Source organism: Roseobacter ponti (assembly GCF_012932215.1).
Classification (GTDB): domain Bacteria; phylum Pseudomonadota; class Alphaproteobacteria; order Rhodobacterales; family Rhodobacteraceae; genus Roseobacter; species Roseobacter ponti.
Genome location: NZ_CP048788.1, coordinates 1,952,306 through 1,971,354 on the forward strand (window position 1 = coordinate 1,952,306; position 19,049 = coordinate 1,971,354).

Annotated in this window: 19 protein-coding genes; 5 read left to right on the plus strand and 14 right to left on the minus strand. The window is 61.1% G+C overall.

All coding sequences use genetic code 11. From position 1 onward, the window contains the following. The first annotated feature begins 21 nt into the window (after window positions 1–21). Window positions 22–636, plus strand: coding sequence for a class I SAM-dependent DNA methyltransferase (locus G3256_RS09350; protein ID WP_169640563.1), 615 nt, complete (start codon window positions 22–24; stop codon window positions 634–636). Then, entirely contained in the window at window positions 633–1,493 is an 861-nt protein-coding gene (gene gluQRS, locus G3256_RS09355) for a tRNA glutamyl-Q(34) synthetase GluQRS (RefSeq protein WP_169640564.1), read from the plus strand. Before G3256_RS09350 ends, gluQRS begins: the two co-directional genes overlap by 4 nt. A 5-nt stretch (window positions 1,494–1,498) precedes the next feature. Here gluQRS and hisI read toward each other — a convergent pair whose 3' ends face one another. Then, window positions 1,499–1,885, minus strand: coding sequence for a phosphoribosyl-AMP cyclohydrolase (hisI, locus tag G3256_RS09360; RefSeq protein ID WP_169640565.1), 387 nt, complete (start codon window positions 1,883–1,885; stop codon window positions 1,499–1,501). A gap of 75 nt (window positions 1,886–1,960) precedes the next feature. On the opposite strand from hisI, the gene G3256_RS09365 reads away from it, so the two are divergent. Both G3256_RS09365 and G3256_RS09370 read left to right on the plus strand, forming a co-directional pair. Further along, a complete protein-coding gene (locus tag G3256_RS09365) occupies window positions 1,961–2,413 on the plus strand; it encodes an iron-sulfur cluster assembly scaffold protein (RefSeq protein WP_169640566.1) in 453 nt (150 codons plus the stop codon). A 68-nt stretch (window positions 2,414–2,481) separates the two neighbouring features. After that, on the plus strand, window positions 2,482–3,876 hold the full coding sequence (locus G3256_RS09370; RefSeq protein WP_169640567.1) for a methyl-accepting chemotaxis protein: 1,395 nt from the start codon (window positions 2,482–2,484) through the stop codon (window positions 3,874–3,876). A 170-nt stretch (window positions 3,877–4,046) separates the two neighbouring features. On the opposite strand, the gene G3256_RS19310 is transcribed toward G3256_RS09370, so the two are convergent. The 5 genes from G3256_RS19310 to sciP form a co-directional block, all read right to left on the minus strand. Further along, on the minus strand, window positions 4,047–4,175 hold the full coding sequence (locus G3256_RS19310; RefSeq protein ID WP_281359577.1) for a hypothetical protein: 129 nt from the start codon (window positions 4,173–4,175) through the stop codon (window positions 4,047–4,049). A gap of 97 nt (window positions 4,176–4,272) precedes the next feature. Further along, on the minus strand, window positions 4,273–6,363 hold the full coding sequence (recG, locus tag G3256_RS09375; protein ID WP_169640568.1) for an ATP-dependent DNA helicase RecG: 2,091 nt from the start codon (window positions 6,361–6,363) through the stop codon (window positions 4,273–4,275). After that, window positions 6,360–8,477 carry an NAD-dependent DNA ligase LigA gene (gene ligA / locus G3256_RS09380; protein ID WP_246227501.1) on the minus strand — a complete coding sequence of 706 codons (2,118 nt, stop codon included), beginning with the start codon at window positions 8,475–8,477 and terminating at the stop codon, window positions 6,360–6,362. The genes recG and ligA overlap by 4 nt, the downstream gene beginning before the upstream one ends. A 143-nt stretch (window positions 8,478–8,620) precedes the next feature. Continuing rightward, on the minus strand, window positions 8,621–9,340 hold the full coding sequence (gene ctrA, locus G3256_RS09385) for a response regulator transcription factor CtrA (protein WP_169640570.1): 720 nt from the start codon (window positions 9,338–9,340) through the stop codon (window positions 8,621–8,623). A 98-nt stretch (window positions 9,341–9,438) separates the two neighbouring features. Further along, on the minus strand, window positions 9,439–9,717 hold the full coding sequence (gene sciP / locus G3256_RS09390) for a CtrA inhibitor SciP (protein ID WP_169640571.1): 279 nt from the start codon (window positions 9,715–9,717) through the stop codon (window positions 9,439–9,441). Window positions 9,718–9,844: 127 nt separating this feature from the next. On the opposite strand from sciP, the gene mnmA reads away from it, so the two are divergent. Continuing rightward, window positions 9,845–10,987, plus strand: a complete 1,143-nt coding sequence (gene mnmA, locus G3256_RS09395) for a tRNA 2-thiouridine(34) synthase MnmA (protein ID WP_169640572.1) — start codon at window positions 9,845–9,847, stop codon at window positions 10,985–10,987. A gap of 84 nt (window positions 10,988–11,071) precedes the next feature. Here mnmA and lpxB read toward each other — a convergent pair whose 3' ends face one another. The 8 genes from lpxB to rseP form a co-directional block, all read right to left on the minus strand. After that, window positions 11,072–12,232, minus strand: coding sequence for a lipid-A-disaccharide synthase (gene lpxB, locus G3256_RS09400; RefSeq protein WP_169640573.1), 1,161 nt, complete (start codon window positions 12,230–12,232; stop codon window positions 11,072–11,074). Continuing rightward, window positions 12,232–13,023, minus strand: a complete 792-nt coding sequence (locus G3256_RS09405; protein ID WP_169640574.1) for an LpxI family protein — start codon at window positions 13,021–13,023, stop codon at window positions 12,232–12,234. The genes lpxB and G3256_RS09405 overlap by 1 nt, the downstream gene beginning before the upstream one ends. Beyond that, window positions 13,023–13,805, minus strand: coding sequence for an acyl-ACP--UDP-N-acetylglucosamine O-acyltransferase (gene lpxA / locus G3256_RS09410; RefSeq protein ID WP_169640575.1), 783 nt, complete (start codon window positions 13,803–13,805; stop codon window positions 13,023–13,025). Before lpxA ends, G3256_RS09405 begins: the two co-directional genes overlap by 1 nt. Window positions 13,806–13,810: 5 nt before the next feature. Next, window positions 13,811–14,269: a 3-hydroxyacyl-ACP dehydratase FabZ gene (gene fabZ, locus G3256_RS09415; RefSeq protein WP_169640576.1), complete on the minus strand. Its 459-nt coding sequence runs from the start codon at window positions 14,267–14,269 to the stop codon at window positions 13,811–13,813. Window positions 14,270–14,351: 82 nt separating this feature from the next. Continuing rightward, window positions 14,352–14,900 (minus strand): OmpH/Skp family outer membrane protein, encoded by a 549-nt coding sequence (locus G3256_RS09420; protein WP_343044336.1) that lies wholly within the window; start codon window positions 14,898–14,900, stop codon window positions 14,352–14,354. Between the two features lie 34 nt (window positions 14,901–14,934). Further along, complete coding sequence (gene bamA / locus G3256_RS09425; protein ID WP_246227505.1) at window positions 14,935–17,184, minus strand: outer membrane protein assembly factor BamA; 2,250 nt, start codon at window positions 17,182–17,184, stop codon at window positions 14,935–14,937. Window positions 17,185–17,449: 265 nt separating this feature from the next. Continuing rightward, window positions 17,450–17,581: a hypothetical protein gene (locus tag G3256_RS19315; protein ID WP_281359578.1), complete on the minus strand. Its 132-nt coding sequence runs from the start codon at window positions 17,579–17,581 to the stop codon at window positions 17,450–17,452. Between the two features lie 112 nt (window positions 17,582–17,693). Next, a complete protein-coding gene (gene rseP, locus G3256_RS09430; protein WP_169640578.1) occupies window positions 17,694–19,049 on the minus strand; it encodes an RIP metalloprotease RseP in 1,356 nt (451 codons plus the stop codon).

Below are 19,049 nucleotides of genomic sequence, written 5' to 3' on the forward strand. Positions count from 1 at the left end.
AACTCCTCTAACTTTGTCGCTATGAGCAAAACTTATCTCGACAAGGTTTATGAGGCGCGCGATGCGGCCTCGACACGCGAACTCTATGATAAATGGGCCGGGAGCTACGAGGCGGAAACCGCCGCAAACGGCTACGCAACACCCGGGCGCTGCGCCGAAGCGCTGCGCCGGTTTACCGATGATCTCAGCGCCCCGGTGCTTGATTTTGGCTGTGGCACCGGATTGTCAGGGCTGGCGCTGAAACTTGAGGGGTTTGAGGTGATCGACGGGTATGATCTCTCTTCCGATATGCTGCGCGAGGCCCGGGAAAAGAACATCTACCGCAAGCTTGAACAGATCGGGGCAGATGACCCGCTGCCCTTTTCGCCGGGCGACTATCCGGCGATTGCGGCGATCGGTGTCATCGGTGCCGGGGCCGCCCCGATCGGTTTGCTCCACACGCTGATCCGCAGTCTCACAAGGGGCGGTAAAATGGTCTTTTCCTTTAATGATCATGCGCTGGAAAATCCGGCAAACGAGGCTGGCCTGTGCGAATGGCTTGATTGTGGTGCTGCCCGTTTACTGTTTCGCGAGCACGGACCGCACCTTCCGGGTATCAACTTAAAGTCTAACGTCTACGTTATTGAAAAGGCGTGAGCTTTATCACGCGCTTTGCGCCGTCGCCGACGGGTCCGCTGCATCTGGGGCATGCGTATTCGGCACTTCTTGCCCTGCATCAGGCGCGGCTGTCCGGGGGGCGGTTTCTTCTGCGCATCGAAGATATTGACCGGGCCCGGTCGCGCGCCCGCTGGGAGGCGCAGATTTACGACGATCTGGCCTGGCTCGGGATCTCATGGGAGACGCCTGTGATGCGCCAGTCCGACAATATGCCGGCCTATAATTCGGCTCTCAGAGCGCTTTGGTCGCAGGGTCTGCTCTATGCCTGCCAATGCAACCGACGCGATATTCTGGCTGCGGCATCGGCTCCGCAGGAGGGTGCGCCCCTCACCGGCCCGGACGGTGTGATATATCCCGGTACCTGCCGTGATCTGCCGCGTGATCCTGGCGTTGAGATGCCGAAAGATAAAGCGCTGCGCCTCGATCTGCGTGCAGCAGCAGAGGTATTCAGCGGCCCGCTGTCCTATGTGGAGACCGGTCGGCCCGGGCCGCCGCAGACTGTGACGGCCGATATTGCCGCTCTGCAGCAGTCTGCCGGCGATGTGGTAGTTGCGCGGCGTGACATGGGCACGTCCTATCACCTGTCCGTGGTGATCGATGACGCGGCACAGCAGATATCCGATGTGGTGCGCGGCGAGGACCTCGCTGAGGCCACGATGATCCATGTTCTGCTGCAGCACCTGCTCGGGCTGCCGGTGCCGCGTTATCATCATCACAGGCTGATCCGTGACGAGGCAGGCCGGCGTCTGGCCAAACGTGACGATGCGCGCGCAATCGCAACGTATCGCGAGGCGGGTGCAACGCCTCAGGATATCCGGTGTATGGTCGGGCTCTGACCGGGTCAGGCGGGATCTGAGAGGATGACTTCCTGGCCCTCCCGCACGCTGGTGTAAAAGCAGTTCGGTCGCCCGGTGTGGCAGGCCGGCCCGGTCTGGCGCACAAGAACCAGCAGGCAGTCGCGGTCACAGTCCACCCTGAGTTCCACCAGTTCCTGGGCATGACCGCTGGTCTCTCCCTTGATCCAGAAGGCCTGTCGCGACCGGCTCCAGTAGGTCACCCGGCCTGTCTCCAGCGTGCGTGCGATGCTTTCTGCATTCATCCAGGCCAGCATCAGAACCTCACCCGAGCCTGCGTCCTGAGCAATTGCGGGCACCAGGCCTGCATCATTGTAGGTCAGGGACTGCGGATCGAACGGGACCGCTCCGGGATCTTTGCTTTGATCTGTCATGGAAAAACCCTTTGCATCTGCGCGCGCTGTCTTATGTATTAACAGAGATGAGAAAGTGAAACCGCAAAGGCGCATATGTCTGACGAGACCGATCTTATTAAGCTCTATTCGGGCCGCATCCTGGCGCTGGCGTCGGATATTCCGCACCACGGCCGGCTGGCGGCGCCAATGGCGACCGTGCGCAAGCGCTCGCCGCTCTGCGGATCGGCTGTTACTGTTGACCTGAGCGTTGAGGACAACCGGATTTCTGAGTTTGGCCAGGACGTGAAGGCCTGCGCCCTCGGTCAGGCCGCGGCTGCCGTGACCGGTGGCGCCGTGATCGGGCGGAGCCTTGCGGAAGTCGAAACGGCGCGGGATGCACTGCGTGCGATGCTGAAAGAGAACGGTCCGGTGCCCGCGGCCCCCTTTGACGGCTTTGAAGTGCTGGAGCCTGCGCGGGACTATAAAAACCGCCATGCCTCGATCCTGCTGAGTATCGAGGCGACCTGCGAGGCCATGTCGCAGGCGCTGCAGTCGGACTGTGCCTGACCCTTTCCCATTAGCAGTTTTTAAGTAAAATCATGCGAAAACCTCCGTAAGTTTGCTTGCGGGGACCTATGACTGTTCATCAGACTGTTGCGACACCGGAGAAAAACCGCGCACTGGCCCAGGCTGCGGCGGCTCTGGGGTATGAGATCGTCGATATAGCGGGCTTTCTTGATCTGGTGGAAGAGCACGCGCTGGCGCAGCGCAAGTGCCTGAAGGTGCTGACGTCGCGGGCGGGCGACATGACAAAGGCAAACAACGATGTGCGCGAGGCCGTGCGGACCATGGCCGGCAGCACGTCAGAGACCGCGCGGGACGTTCAGTCATCGGCAGCACTGGTGCGCAGTTCCGGGGAAAAAACCCAGGCCGTGGCGGAATGGGTCACCGAACTTGCGCAGCGTACAAACCGCGTCACCGATACGCTTGCTGCCGCCAGGGCCAATAACCAGCAGATTGCGACCATTGCCACCCAGGTGAACACGCTCGCCATCAACGCCAAGATCGAAGCGGCGCGCGCGGGAGATGCGGGCAAAGGGTTCGCGGTGGTGGCGGATGCGATTAACAGCCTGTCGGGCATGACGCGCGAGGCCGCACGGGAAATCTCAGAAAATATCGAGACGCTGACGGGCTGGATCGGGGAACTTGGCCGTGAGGCCGCCGATATCGCGGGCGAGGCTGCGAGCGTGCTGGAGCATGCCGGTGACACTGACACGGCGCTGAGCCGGATCGAAACATCCGTTGATGCCGCGAGCCTTCAGGCGCAGCGAATATCCGAACAGGCCGATCGTGTGGAGGCGGCGATGACCGATTTTACCCCCGCCGTGAGCGAGATCAGAAACGCCGTTGAGAGCACCTGCGGCGGGATAGAGCAGACGAACAGGCGGGTGCTGAGGCTCATTGATACCTCTGAAAAGATCGTTCAGTTTACCACATTCCTGACCGACCGGTCAGTGGACACCCCCTTTATCAGCAAAGTCCGTGAAGTCGCCGCAGGCATTGGTGCGGCCTTTGAGAGGGGCATTTCGGAGGGTCGCATCACCAAAGAGCAGCTTTTCGACCGCAGGTACCGCCAGACCGCGGGCACCGAGCCGGAACAGTTCACCACTGCCGCTACGGCCTTTTTCGACCGGGTACTGCCAGCCCTTCAGGAACCGGTGCTGGCCTTTGACCCGCGTGTCGTTTTCTGTGCGTCGGTTGATGTAAACGGCTATCTGCCAACGCATAACAGGAAGTTTTCGCAGCCGCCGGGACCCGATCCGGTGTGGAACACCGCACACTGCCGGAACCGCCGGATTTTTAACGATCGCGTGGGGCTCAAGGCGGGGCGCAATACCGAAACCTTCCTGCTGCAGGTCTATCGCCGGGACATGGGAGGCGGTGAATTCACGATGATGAAAGACCTTTCCGCTCCTGTCATGGTCGGCGGGCGGCACTGGGGAGGTGCGCGCCTCGCCTATACCTTCTGAACGGCACAAAAAAAGCGCCGCACATCCGGGACAGGATGGCGGCGCAGGTAATAGCGTCTCTCATGTGGGACCCGGTCATACGGTCAGAACGGGGAACAGGCAGTGTTCGTTCTGAGCACAGGGTTGGGACAGTGCAACAGGTATGACCGGCACGAGATCGCAGGCAGAAATCAGATAAACGAAGGCAGATGCAGCGCGACCATGAGGATCACGACAAGTGCTGCAGCGCCGGCAATATCCTGAACCAGTGTGGCCTGTGACCGGGTCGCGACAGTTTTGATCATCGAAAGCGTTTGCATCAGGTGTCTCCGTTTTGTTGCTTATTTGTTCTCATATCCTTACGGGTATGTAAAGAACTTTTTAAGAACATTAGTGAACATTCTGCGACCCGACCCGCTAACCGACGTGGATTAACCCGATGGCCTCTTCCTGCCGCATGAGCCACAGCAGCATGCGGGCGGCCTGCCCGCGCGGGCTCTGAAGTCCGGGATCGCTCTCCAGAAGACGCCGCGCGTCCGACTGTGCAACAGCCATCAGGCCTGCCTGCCGTTCCAGATCGGCAATCCGGAAACGCGGCACACCTGACTGCGCGGTACCGATTACATCGCCCGCGCCGCGCATCCGGAGATCGGTTTCGGCGATCACAAAGCCGTCTTCGGTTTCACGAAGCACTTCCAGCCTCTTTCGTCCGTTCTCGGACAGCGGTGGTTTGTACATCAGCAGGCAGGTAGAGCTTTCCGCGCCCCGCCCGACCCGGCCGCGCAGCTGGTGCAGCTGGGCCAGACCAAAGATTTCAGCGCGTTCGATGACCATGATGGTCGCAGCAGGTACGTTCACGCCGACCTCGATCACGGTCGTGGCCACCAGCACACGCGTTTGCCCGGACTGGAACGCCGCCATGCCGGCGTCTTTTTCTGCGGACGGCATCTGTCCGTGTACCAGCCCCACAACACCTTCGCCGAGGGTAGCGCGCAGCATCCGGAAACGCGCTTCCGCGTCGGCAAGATCGGTGGTTTCGCTCTCATCGACCAGCGGGCAGACCCAGTAGCACTGACGCCCGTCTTTGACGGCGGTGCGCAGCCTTTCAATGACCTCATCTGTACGTTCCGTGCTGATCAGCGCGGTTTTTACAGGTTTGCGCCCGGGCGGTTTTTCATCCAGCACCGAGACATCCATATCGCCGTATTGCGCAAGCGCCAGTGAGCGCGGGATCGGGGTCGCCGTCATCACCAGCACATCAGCAGCCGTGCCTTTTTTTCCCAGCTCAAGACGCTGGCGGACGCCGAACCGGTGCTGCTCATCCACGACTGCAAGCCGCAGATCTGCAAAGGCGACGTCCGCCTGAAAGACAGCATGCGTGCCGACAAGAATATGAATATCGCCGCGGCTCAGGGCGGCCAGTTTTGCCTGACGCTCGCGCCCTTTGTCGCGTCCGGTCAGGATCTCGAGAACGACGCCCGCGTCCTCGGCCAGAGGTTGCAGGCTTTCCAGGTGCTGACGCGCAAGGATTTCGGTGGGCGCCATCAGCACCCCCTGCCCGCCGGCTTCAACCGCCCGCAGCAGTGCCATAAACGCCACCAGGGTTTTGCCGGAGCCGACGTCGCCCTGTAACAGCCGGTTCATACGGCTGCCGGCAGCCATATCGGCATTGATACCGGCAATGGCACGCGTCTGCGCGCCTGTTGCGTCATAGGGCAGCGCTGCGAGCACCAGCGCCTGCAGTCTTCCGTCGCCGGCAGAGGCGCGTCCGGCCCTGCGCCGGTCGCGCAACCGGGCCAGCGCCAGAGTGATCTGATGTGCCATCAACTCGTCATAAGCGAGACGCTCGCGCGCCGGTGCTGTGTGGGTAATATCGCTCTGCTGCTGCGGTGCATGAGCGGCCTGCAGCGCCTCTCTGAAACCGGGCCATCCCGCCTTTTCGCGCTGTGTCGGATCAATCCATTCGTCTGTTTTGGGCACCAGGTCCAAAGCCCCCCGGGTGGCTCGGTACATCAGTTTCTGGGTGATCCCGGCAGTCAGCGGGTAAACGGGCTCAAAGAGCGGTATTTCATCTGCCTGTTCCGGGGGTACGATATGGTCGGGATGGACCATCTGCGGGATCCCGTCAAAGACCTCGACCTTTCCGGACACCACGCGTTCGCAGCCCTCCGGCAGCGACTTCAGCCAGTAATCGCCCCGCGCGTGGAAGAAAACGAGCTGAAAAGCCGTCTGCGCATCGGTCACGTCGATCCTGTAGGCTCCGCCTTTTGTGCGTGCGGGCCGGTGCGTGCCGACGGTGATGCTGACAGTCAGGGTTTGCGGAAAATCCGCCCCCAGCACCGTTTCGCGCCGCCGCCGGTCGATCCCGCCCTGTGGCAGTGTGAGCAGCAGATCGCGCGGAGCGGCAATCCCCATGGCATCGAAGTGCTGTGCTGTTTTCGGGCCGACACCCGAAAGGGTTTCCATTCCGGCAAAAAGCGGAAACAGGGGCTCCGGACGCCCGCTCATTGCCCCTCGATCAGAGCGAGCCAGGCGTCTTCATCGAGGATTTCGATGCCTAGGTCTGCGGCCTTCGCAGCCTTGGAGCCTGCCCCGGGACCCGCCACGAGAATATCGGTTTTCGATGATACAGACCCCGAAACCCTCGCGCCCAGCCGTTCCGCGCGCGCCTTGGCCTCCGCCCGGGTCATCTTCTCAAGCGTTCCGGTGAATACCACAGTTTTGCCGGCGACTGGGCTGTTACCGGTCTGGGGAGCCGTGGCTTTTTGGATCTCAAGATGCGCGGTCAGCCTGTCAATCGACGCGCGTTCCGCGTCCTGAGCGAGGGTGTCTACCACGGAGCCGGCCATCACGGTGCCCACACCATCCACGGAAACCAGGTCGTCCCAGGCGGGACCTTCTTTGTCCCGCGCGGCCAGCATTGCGTCGCGCAGCGCGGGCCAGGTACCGTAATGCAGGGCCAGCAGGCCGGATGCCGCCTCGCCCACGTGCCGGATACCCAGCGAAAAGATAAAACGCGCGAGCGGGATCTGACGTTTCTCGTCAATCGCGTCGAAAAGACTGAGCGCTGATTTCTCACCCCAGCCTTCGCGGTTTTTCAGCTGCTTTACCCCGCTGCCATAGCGGTCACGCAGGGTGAATATGTCAGCGGGTTCGGCAATCCAGCCATCCGTGCAGAACTGCTCGACCTGCCTGGCACCCAGCCCTTCGATATCAAACGCTGCGCGCGAGACGAAGTGTTTGAGCTTTTCCACGGCCTGTGCCGGACAGATAAGCCCGCCCATGCAGCGGCGGACAGCGTCACCCTCTTCGCGGATGGCCGCACTGCCACACTCCGGGCAGGTTCGCGGGAATTCATACCGCTCTGAGCCCTCCTGACGCTGGCTCAGATCAACATCGGCAACCTTCGGGATCACATCGCCGGCGCGATAAACCTGCACCAGGTCGCCCACGCGGATGTCCTTGCCCCCGCGGATCTGCCGGCCCCTGCTGTCACGCCCGGCGATATAATCTTCGTTATGCAGCGTGGCGTTGGACACCACCACACCGCCAACGGTCACCGGCTCAAGGCGGGCGACGGGGGATAAGGCACCGGTGCGACCAACCTGAATGTCAATTGATCTGAGGCGGGTCCAGGCAAGCTCGGCAGGGAATTTATGCGCAATCGCCCAGCGGGGGGTGGTGGAGCGGAAGCCAAGCCGGTCCTGAAGAGACAGGTCATCGACCTTGTACACAACGCCATCAATATCATAGCCCAGATCGGCGCGCTGAGTTTCAATATTTTGATAATGTGCGATCATTTCGTCCGGCGATGCGCATGTTTTCAACAGCGGGCTGGTGCTGAACCCCAGATCAGCGAGACGCGCCACCGCGCCTGACTGCCTGTCCGAGAGCGGTTCAGACAGCGCGCCCCAGGCATAAGCGAAAAACCGAAGCGGTCGCGACCGGGTGATTGCTGCATCAAGCTGGCGCAGTGAACCAGCAGCAGCGTTGCGCGGATTGGCAAAGGTTTTGGCGTCACTTTTCGACTGGCGCACGTTCAGATCCTCGAAATCGGCGTGGGCCATATAGACCTCGCCGCGGACCTCAAGAACCGAAGGTGCGCCGCTGATCACTTCGGGGATGTCATCTATGGTGAGGGCGTTCGCGGTTACGTTCTCGCCTACAGCGCCGTCGCCCCGGGTCGCGGCCTGAACCAGTCTGCCGTCTTCATAGCGCAGCGACAACGACAGGCCGTCGATCTTCGGTTCAGCCGTGTAGCGCAGGTCAGCTGTCTCCCCGAGGCCGAGGTATTTCCGGATGCGCTGATCGAAGTCGCGGACGTCATCGTCGGAAAACGCATTTCCAAGAGAGAGCATCGCCACGGCATGGGTCACTTTGGAAAACGCTTCAGCGGGGGCGGCGCCAATCTGATCTGACGGGCTGTCTGAACGCTTCAGCGCGGGGAACCGCGCCTCGATCGCGCTGTTGCGGCGCTTGAGGCGGTCATATTCGGCGTCCGTAAGCTCAGGAGCATCCAGTGTATGATAATCACGGTTTGCGGCGGCCAGTACGCCGGCCAGATGCGCAAGTTCGTCGCGCGCCTCGTCTTCCGTCAGATTATCGGGGTCTTTTTGCGGCACCACAGCCTGCCTTCACACATCTTTCGTCTGATGACAGATATGCCTCTGTGGGGTGCAGGTCCAGTCGTTTCCGTTAATGCCCGCAGGCTCGGCTGTCTGGTCCGGAGCAGGATCGTCTCTGCTCCGGACCGGTGCTGCATATATCAGGCTCCGACGGCCAGAGGCTGCGGATCGTCGGCCAGAGAGGGGTCGGGATCGCGCAGGACATAGCCGCGGCCCCAGACTGTTTCGATATAATTGTCGCCACCCGTGGCCTGCGAGAGTTTCTTGCGCAGTTTGCAGATAAAGACGTCGATGATCTTGAGCTCCGGCTCATCCATCCCGCCATAGAGATGATTGAGAAACATTTCTTTCGTCAGGGTCGTGCCTTTTCTCAGCGAGAGCAGTTCCAGCATCTGATACTCCTTGCCCGTGAGGTGAACAGCTTTGTTCTCGACGCTGACTGTCTTGGCATCGAGGTTCACCGAGATCAGACCGGTATCAATAACCGATTGCGAGTGACCCTTGGAGCGTCGGATGATGGCGTGAATACGCGCCACCAGTTCTTCGCGATGGAAAGGCTTGGTCAGGTAGTCATCCGCGCCGAAACCGAAACCCTTGATCTTGTTCTCGGTGTCGTCGGCACCCGAGAGAATGAGGATCGGTGTCTCAATCCGCGACAGGCGCAGCTGGCGCAGCACCTCATGGCCGTTCATGTCAGGCAGGTCGAGGTCGAGCAGTATAAGATCGTAATCGTACAGCTTGGCAAGATCGATCCCCTCTTCGCCAAGATCTGTTGCATAGACATTCAGATTGGCATGGGTCAGCATCAGTTCGATACTTTTTGAGGTGGTGGGGTCATCTTCCACTAGCAGTACACGCATCACATTCTCCACAAAGGATCGGTTTTTTGTCTTGCGTTAACCCTGACGAAAAAAGGTTAACTACACGTTACCGTCACAGAAAAAGATAAGCGAACAACTTAAGGTTGTCTATACTTTTGTAGGGTTGTTGTTTTGAGTGCTTCCTCTCCGTACTCGGAGACCGCTTTCACCCAGGCCTGAAATTCATCCTCGCTGAGTGAATACCGTTTCAGGGCCTCGCCCTGCGGGATCAGCCCGTACGCGACGCCCCGGACCACGGCGGCTTTGCGCGATGCGACCCAGCGCCTTGTATTCGCGGGCGGAAGATCCGCCTGGGTCATCACTGTCCCGTCTGCAAGGGTGACAGAGCGCGGCCCGTCCACTTTCCTGAGGTACATAACAGATCACTCTTTACTGGTTCTTCCGTACAGCACCTTGACCTGCGGGCCTTAAAGACCCATGAAGCGCCCTCTTGAGAGTAATTAGACTTTTCCTATATTTCCCCGGAAAGGCCGGAGACTTTTAATGGCGCTGGATCAGACCCCTCCTTTGAACTCGCTGGGCTTTGCCAAAGCACCGGCGGATACGCGCGTGGTTGTTGCAATGTCGGGCGGTGTGGACAGCTCAGTTGTCGCAGCCATGCTGGCCGAAGAAGGCTATGACGTGGTCGGTGTGACACTGCAGCTTTACGATCACGGTGCGGCGCTCGCGAAAAAGGGGGCCTGCTGTGCGGGTCTCGATATCCATGACGCGCGCCGTGTCGCCGAAACCATGGGCTTTCCGCACTATGTACTCGACTATGAAAACATCTTCAAAGACGCGGTAATTGACGAGTTTGCAGCGAGCTATCTTGGCGGCGCGACACCGGTGCCCTGCATCCGGTGCAACGAACGTGTAAAATTCCGCGATCTGCTGGAAACGGCCAAAGATCTGGAGGCCGATTGCATGGCGACCGGCCATTACATTCAGCGCATGGCCGGTGATCAGGGTGCCGAGCTTCACTGCGCTGCCGACAGCAACCGCGATCAGAGCTACTTTCTGTTCTCGACCACCCGCGAGCAGCTGGAATACCTGCGTTTCCCGCTGGGTCACCTGCCGTCGAAAAACGACACCCGGGCGCTGGCCGCAAAATACGGGCTCAGCGTGGCGGATAAGCCTGACAGCCAGGACATCTGTTTCGTGCCCGATGGTGATTATGCATCGGTGATCCGCAAGCTGCGCCCCGAAGCCGCAGACCCCGGAGAGATCGTGCATGCTGACGGCCGGGTGCTGGGCCGTCACGACGGCGTAATCCATTATACCATCGGGCAGCGCCGCGGTCTGGGCATCGGCGGGCTCTCTGAGCCGCTTTATGTTGTGAAACTCGACGCGGATGCCAAAAGGGTCGTGGTCGGTCCCAAAGAAATGCTCTCCACCCGCACGGTCCCGGTCCGCGAGATCAACTGGCTCGGAGATGCGCCGCTGACCTCACAGCCCGAATGGCAGGTCAGCGTGCGGGTGCGCTCGACCCGTCCGCCCACGGAAGCCATCATCCGGCCGCTCAGTGACACCGAAGCCACGGTCGAGCTGATCACACCGGAGGAAGGCATTTCGCCGGGACAGGCCTGCGTTTTTTACGACCGGGACAGCAGCCGTATCTTCGGCGGTGGCTGGATCCACAAAGGCTGAACTTTCCACACGCTACCTGCCGTTCGCGCCTTCCCGCCCGCAAGGGCGCAAAGCATGGTGTCAGGGGCCAGCCTGCCCGCCGGATCAGTCGCGCGCGAGCCCGTCAATCACCGCCCTTGCCGCCCGGAGACCCGGCGCTTCGCCACCCTCGCCCAGGCGCTGCATGGTCAGTTCCATGGCCGCCACCTGATCTCCCGGGGCTGCCAGCACGCGGCGCAGGCCGCCAGCGATGTTTTCCGGCGTACAGGCCGGTCCCAGATACTCCGGCACCACCCGCGTGTCGGTCACCAGATTGACCAGCGTGACCGTATCTATCAGCGCCATGGCATTGATGATCCGGAAGGACAGCCATTGCATGTTATAGGCAATAACCATTGGTGTGCGCGCTGCGGCCAGCTCCAGCGACACGGTCCCGGATGCGGCCAGCGCCACATCTGCGGCGCGGAAGGCCGCGCGCTTTTCCGCGATGGCCTTGTCTGCGGTCTGTTCCCGCGGGTCGAGCACCAGGGCCGGCACCGGCCAGTCACCCGCCATGTCCCGCACCATATCAGCCACCGGGGCCGCCGCCGGCACAACGATCCGCAGGTCGGGCACGTCCCTGTGCAAAGACCCCAGGGCCGCGCCGAAGACCGGTGCGAGCCGGCCGACCTCACCGCGGCGGGAGCCCGGCAGCACCAGCGCCAGGGGCGCCTCACCGATCCCGTGGTGCATGCGGAAATCCAGGGCCTCCTGCTCACAGGCCTGGCGCTCGGCCACCACCGGGTGGCCCACGAAATCACAGTCCATGCCATGCGCGGTCATCAGCGGCGGCTCAAAGGGAAGCACAGCGAGAACATGATCAATAAAGGCCGACATCTTCCGAGCCCGTCCGGGCCGCCATGCCCAGACCGTCGGGGCCACGTAGTGCACCGTGCGCACATCAAAGGCTGCTTTGACCCTGCGGGCCACCCGCAGCGAAAAATCGGGGCTGTCGATGGTGATCAGAACATCGGGCCGCGTATCGATCACTGCCTGCGCGGTCTCGCGGATCCGGGCCATCAGCGCGCGGTATTTCGGCAGGATCTCGGCAATACCCATGACGCTGAGCTCTTCCATGGGAAAGCGGCTGGTTAAGCCCTGTGCCTGCATCCCGTCGCCTCCGATACCGTCAAAAGTGACACCGGGTTCCAGTTCCTGCAATCCGGCCATCAGCGCGGCCCCCAGCCGGTCTCCCGAGGGCTCGCCTGCGATGATGAAAACGCGCATCAGCTGATGTCCCGGGACCAGATGACGAGCCCGGCCTTATCGGCGCGGGCGCGTGTTTCTGCAGTCTCCAGCAGGATCACTTTGCCCGCAGCGATCACCAGCCCGGCCAGTCCGGCCTTCACCAGGGCATCTACTGTATCAGGGCCAACGGTGGGCACATCGACCCGCATGTCCTGACCCGACTTCGGCACTTTGATCAGCAGCGCACGGGACTGCACGGTGCGCGCAGGCAGCGTGGCCAGCATATGATCCGTCCCGCCGCGCGCCTCAATTCCCCAGACCTGGCCTGCGCCCACAACACAGCCCTGCCCCACATCCAGCGGTGCGAGAGCTGCCAGCACGGCAAGCCCCCGGTCGGCATCCGCGCGCATTTTATCATCAGGCTCCTGACGGCTCAGTACGCCCGCCGGTGCCAGCAGCCCGGGCGCCAGCTCATGGGCGGCGCGCACCTTAAACCCGCGTTCCTCGAAGGCACCGACCACGGCGCGCAGGGCGGCGTCATCGCCACCGCCAAGCGCGCGCACCATCGCAGGCACCAGGGGCAGCGTCGCTGCATCAAATTTCATCGGGCTGATCGACGGTCGGTCTATCGCACCGCAAAAGCAGACTTCGGTCACGCCACGCGCGCGCAGCGTTTTCAGAAAGGAGCCCAGACGCTCCAGACGGAAACTGATATCGACGCGCAACCCGTCGGGCTCGAACCCCTCCAGCACGCAGATGAGCGGCGCGGTATCCAGCTTTGCGACCACCTGCGCCGGCAGACCGCCGCGCCCTGCGATCAGCGCCAGCATCAGCGCGGTGTCAGGAAATGGCGATCACTGTCGGCCAGCACGAAATCGACGATCTCGCGCACGTAATCGCTTGTTGTCTCATCGCGCAGCCGTGCTGCGCGGTTGTGAAAGGTGCCCTCGCCCTGGGCCAGCATCTGAAACCCGGCACGCAGCGCGGTGATATCGCCCCGCGACACGCCGCGCCGTTTGAGCCCGACCAGATTGAGACCGTGCAGCTCGCCACGCGGTGCCTGTACGAGACCGTAGGGGATCACGTCATTGGTCACCATCGTCACGGCCCCGATGATCGCCCCGCGACCGATGCGCACAAACTGGTGCACGCCAGACAGCCCGCCGACGATCACATCGTCCTCAAGCACGCAATGTCCGGCAATCGCCACAGAGTTCACGATAATGCAGTTATTGCCGATCATCGCGTCATGAGCGATGTGACAGCCGGCCATAAAAAGACAGTCATCGCCGATGCGCGTCAGCCCGCCGCCGCCTTCGGTGCCTGTGTTCATCGTCACATGCTCGCGGATGCGGTTCCGTTTGCCGATCACCAGACGGGTGGATTCGCCTTTGAACTTCAGATCCTGCGGGATTTCACCGATCACGGAGAAGGGAAAAATCTCCGTATCCTCACCAATCTCGGTCTGGCCGGTCACGACCACATGACTTTTGAGCACAACGCCGGGTCCTACGGTCACATCCGGTCCGATCACACAGAACGGGCCGACCGTCGCGCCGGGATCAATCCGTGCGCCCTCTTCGATCACCGCACTGGGATGAATACTGCTCATGCGCCTCAGCCCAGGTCCATCATTGCGGTGAATTCACATTCAGCCGCCATCTCGCCTTCTACGGACGCAACACCGCCAAACCGCCAGACTTTTGCGCCGGGTTTGCCGCGCAGCGTCTCGACTTTCATTTCAAGTACATCACCAGGGCCGACCTTGCGGCGGAACTTTGCCTTGTCGATGGCCATGAAATAAACCTTCATGTTCTTATCCGCCATATCCATGGAGACACCCACCATTACGGCGGCCGACTGCGCCATCGCCTCGATGATCGTAACGCCGGGCATGACGGGCATGCCGGGAAAATGCCCCTGAAAATGCGGCTCGTTCATGGTGACATTCTTGATGCCGGTGGCCGAGGTCGTGCCGTCGATATCGATCACCTTGTCGACAAGCAGGAACGGATAGCGGTGGGGAAGAATGCGCTGGATCAGCTGAATATCAGCCTGCACGGGCGTGCTTGTCATTGAAGGTGTCCTTTTATCGTCAAGGGCTTGTCCCTGCCTAGCAAGTCAGATCACCGGGGGCAAGCGTCGCCCGGCAGGGGCGTTATTCGTCGGGCACTGTGCCTTCTTCGGCCAGTACGCTGTCGATACGGGTGATGGCTGTCAGGGTAATATCCACCGCATTGGAGCTGATAAAGACCGAGCGACGCTCCATAACGACGGCTGCACCGGCCTCACGCATCATCTGTTCCAGCACCGGGGCCGCGGCATTTAGAAAGACCACGCGGGCCTCTTCGAGCGTATTGTTGAGCTCGCGCGCTTTGGCATCCTGTTCGCGGCGCGTGTTCTGGACCTTTTCGTCAAAGGCATCAGCCAGTTCGCGGAATTCGGCCGGGGTGATTGTCGAACGCAGATCGGTCAGGTTCTTTTCTTCGACCCCCAGCGCGTCCTCAATGCGGCGGTTTTCAGCGGCAAGATCTGCGCCTCGCGCATCAACCTCGCCGATGACCCGCCGGCCATAAGCGCTTTCCTCAAAGAGCCGTTCCGCATCAATGGTCAGTACCGGGCTCTGGATCGTGAGCCCGCCCGGGGAGGTCTGCTGCTGCTGTGCACCGGCCAGGGGGGCAGACAGAAAGAGCGCCAGCGCGGCCAACAGCAGAGCGCCGGATGCCCGGACCGCCACCGGATCAGAACGTTGTGCTGAGGGTCAGCTCGAACGACTGATCCCGGTCAAACTCTTCTTTCTGAAGCGCTTCGGTGAAGTTGAACCGCAAAGGGCCCACCGGAGTATCCCACAGAATGGCAAAACCGATCACATGGCGGAAGGACCCGCCCTCACCCACGATCGTTCCGCCGGCTGTGTTCACATCCGACAGATCCCAGAAGTTGCCGACGTCGTAGAAGAGACCGCCCTGGATGCCGTATTCCTCAGGCAGACCAATCGGGAACTCCGCTTCAAAACGGGCGGCGATATAGAAGTTACCCCCCAGCGGGTCCTCATCACTGACCGACAGATCGCGCGGACCTATGCCGCCCGGCTCAAAGCCGCGGATGATATTGGTGTTGTTGAGAAAGCGGTCAACGGCGCGGTTGGTTCCGCTGCCCCAGCTCAGCGCGCCGCCTTCCAGCGAGGCGCGCAGGGTAACTTCTTCGGAGAGAACCCGCGTTTCGCCGATCACCTGGGCCCGGGTGCGCACAAATTCATTGTCACCGCCGAGGCCGGCGAAATCCTGACCGAACTCAAAGAGGTAGCCCGAATTCGTATCGATACCGCTGGTACGGGTATCATAGGTAAAGACATAACCCAGCGAACTGCTTGTCAGCGCACCGGCGGCAATCTCGTTGCCGATGACCACACCGTTGCTGGCCGGGTCACGCACCAGCATTTCGCTGTCTTCATAGCTGTAGCGCAGCTGCAGCGATGAGTTTTCACCAACCGGGAAGGTCAGCGAGGGCGTGAAGACCACACGATCGGTGTCGTAGGTGGTGAAAGAACTGTCCGTCTTTGCAATGTCAAAGCGCAGACCAAAGGCCAGATCGCGCCCGAGGAATGCCGGCTCAACAAAGTTCACGCCATAGCGGCGCGATTCCTCGGCCGTTGACACGGTCAGACTGAGACGCTGGCCCCGGCCCAGCAGGTTCTGCTCAGCAAAACGGATGGCAAAACCGATACCGTCGTTGTTTGAGAAGGATGCACCGAAGGTAAGCGAGCCTGTCGGCTGTTCGACGACATCCACATCGACCACGACCTGATCGGGGCTTGACCCCTCACGCGCATTGACCTCAGCAGTTTCAAAGTATTCCAGTGCGCGGATCCGTTCGGCCGCCTCGCGGATTTCGCGCGGATTGAAGGGGTCGCCCTCAACGCTGTTAAACTGACGCCGGATCACCTGATCGAGTGTGGTGGTGTTGCCTTCGACATCGATCCGTTCGACAAAAACGCGCGGCCCGCGGCTCAGCACATATTCGACGTCCAGTTCGAGGTTGCGCTCGTCACGGGTCACGCGCGGCTCAACCCGCAGAAAATCAACGCCGTCCCGCAGTGCCTGGCGCTCCATGCGGGCAATATCGATTTCAAGAAGCGTCGGCGAATAGACTTCGCCGTTCTTGATCGCGGCAATAGAGCGATAGATGTCGGGATCGGCGTCGCTGACTTCACTGGTGACAGAGATCTCACCAATGCGGAACTGCTGGCCTTCCTGCACATTGAAAACGAGGAAATAGCCGTCGCGCTCTTCGGTCAGTTCGGCATTGGCCGAGAGTGTGCGAAAGTCGACGTACCCTCGGGACAGATAGAAATCACGCAGCACCTGTTTGTCGAACTCGACCCGGTCGGCCACAAGCGTGTCGCGCCGCACAAAGGTCCGGAAAAGACCGGCCTGTTTTGTTTCCAGCACGCGGCGCAGCCTGCGGTCTGAATAGACCCGGTTGCCGGTGAAGCTCAGACGTTCGATCTCAATATTGTCGCCCTCGAAGATCTCAAAGACGAGATCGACGCGGTTATCCGAGCGCCGGATGATCCGTGGTGACACACGGGCTGCCAGACGTCCTTCGTTGGCATAAGCATCCGCAATCAGCGCAGCATCGCGCTCGACCTGACTTGGGTTGAAGACCCGGCGTTCGTTTGAGTTGATCGCCGCTGCGAGCACATCGTCATCAATGCGCCGGTTGCCCTCAAAATTGATCCGGTTGATCGTGGGCAGTTCGACGACGCTGATCTGCAGGGATGACCCGCGCGGTGTAAAGACGACGCTCTCGAAAAGCCCCGAATCCACGAGGCGCTGATAGGCGGCGTTTAGCTGACCTTCGGTCAGGGTCTGGCCGCGGGCGATTCCCGCCCGTGAGATAATTGCGGCATTGCCGATGCGCGCATTGCCCTCCACCGAAATTGAATTCAGTGTGATCTGCTGGGCCAGCACCGCAGGGGGTGCAGCCATCCAGGCGCCTGATAATGCCAGTGAAAACAGGCCGGCACGCATGCCGGCGCTAAGCGGTTTGTGAGCCGATAAGAAGGCGCTGCGCGCCTGCGAAATGCCCCGTGTCATGCTCTGCCCCGTTCCTCAGATTATTATATTTATCTGAGTACCGGCAAAGCATCGTCTTGTCAAAACCATGTGGTCAGAAAATGCGGAACAACTAAATGCGCGCCCTGCGGCGCGTCCGGAGCGCAGCCCGAAAGCTGCGCACCCTGTCACAAACGGGTCACTGAATGACTGTTCCCAGCCATGCGCCCGCTGCGAGTGCCAGCACGATGGTGCTGACGTATAGAACGCGGTCCCAGTTCAGATCCATCAGGAGGCTGAGCCCGCGATATCCGTTGTGTACTGCCTGCATGTCGGCCCTCCGTTCATTTACAGAGCCAGAAATACCGGCAGATTACGGCGTCAGTTTGTCCGATTGTGGCAAAACTGAGGCATTTTCGACCGGCGCGACGGGAAAAGCACCATCACGGACAGAAAATATCGTTGCCGAGCGCAAAGACCATCAGCGTCAGAACCATCGCAAGCCCCAGCGTCATAAGCACTTTCAGCGCGCCGTCGCTGGGTGGTTTGCCGGACACCGCTTCATAGGCGTAAAACACCAGATGCCCGCCGTCGAGCGCCGGCACAGGGAACAGGTTCAGCATCCCCACGGCGGTGCTGAGCACGGCGATGAACCAGATAAAGGATTCCGCGCCCTGGCTGGCCATCGCCCCGGATGTCTGGGCAATGCCGATGGGGCCGCTGAGATTGCAGGTGCTGATGCTGCCGGCGATCATATGACCAAGGCCCGAGAGCGAGCTTGTGATAATCCGTCCGGTCTGCTGCACGCCAAGGCCAAGTGCTTCAAAAACCCCGGGTGTTGTGGTCGCGGGTGAAAAGGCAAAGCCGCCGGCGATGCCGATCCGCCAGTAGGTTTCAAACCCGCCATCGGGCTGCGGTTCGTCCACGCGGCGCGGTGTCATGGTCATGGCGAGCGTGTCCGCGGCACCTGCGCGCCAGACGGTCAGATCAAGCGGTGCCCCCTCGCCGCCCTCGACCGCTTCCTTGAGCTGGTCGAATGCAAAGATCGGCGCGCCGTCAATTGCGGTAATCACGTCACCCGCCTCGAGACCTGCGTCAAAGGCTGCTGACTGCGGGCTCAGTGAGCTGACAATCGGCGGAAAAATCCAGGACCCCTTTACGGTTTCTTCGCGCCCTGCCCGTTCCACGGTGATGTCGACGACCGGGCTGCGCTCAAGTCCGTCGAGCGCGCCGGAATAAGTTTCGTCATCCGTCGACGGCAACGGCACGCCGCCGACGGCCAGCAGTACGTCACCTGCCTGAAGACCGCGGTTTTCGACAGGAAGAGGATGCAGTTCACCCACGGTCAGCTGTCCGCGTGTGACGCCGGTACTGAGCAGGATCAGCGCAAAAACAGCGATCGACAACGCAAAGTTAAAGACCGGACCGGCCGCCACAGTGGCGGTGCGGGCCCAGAGGGGGGCGCCGTGCATCGTCGCCCGCAAGCGGACAGGGTCGTCCACGACCTCTGCCATGGCCTCTTCATCCTTGCCCGATGCCGCATTGGCGTCACCTGCGAATTTCACATAGCCGCCAAACGGCAGTGCCGCGACCTGCCAGCGCGTGCCGCGCTTATCGACGCGCGACCAGAGCACCGGCCCGAAGCCCAGGGAAAACACATCCGCATGAATGCCTGACCACCGGCCGACGATGTAATGACCGTATTCGTGGATCGCAACGATCACCGAAAGCGCCAGAACAAAGGCTGCGATGGTCCAGAGCAGGCCACCAAACTGAGGAATAAACGACATAAAATCCAA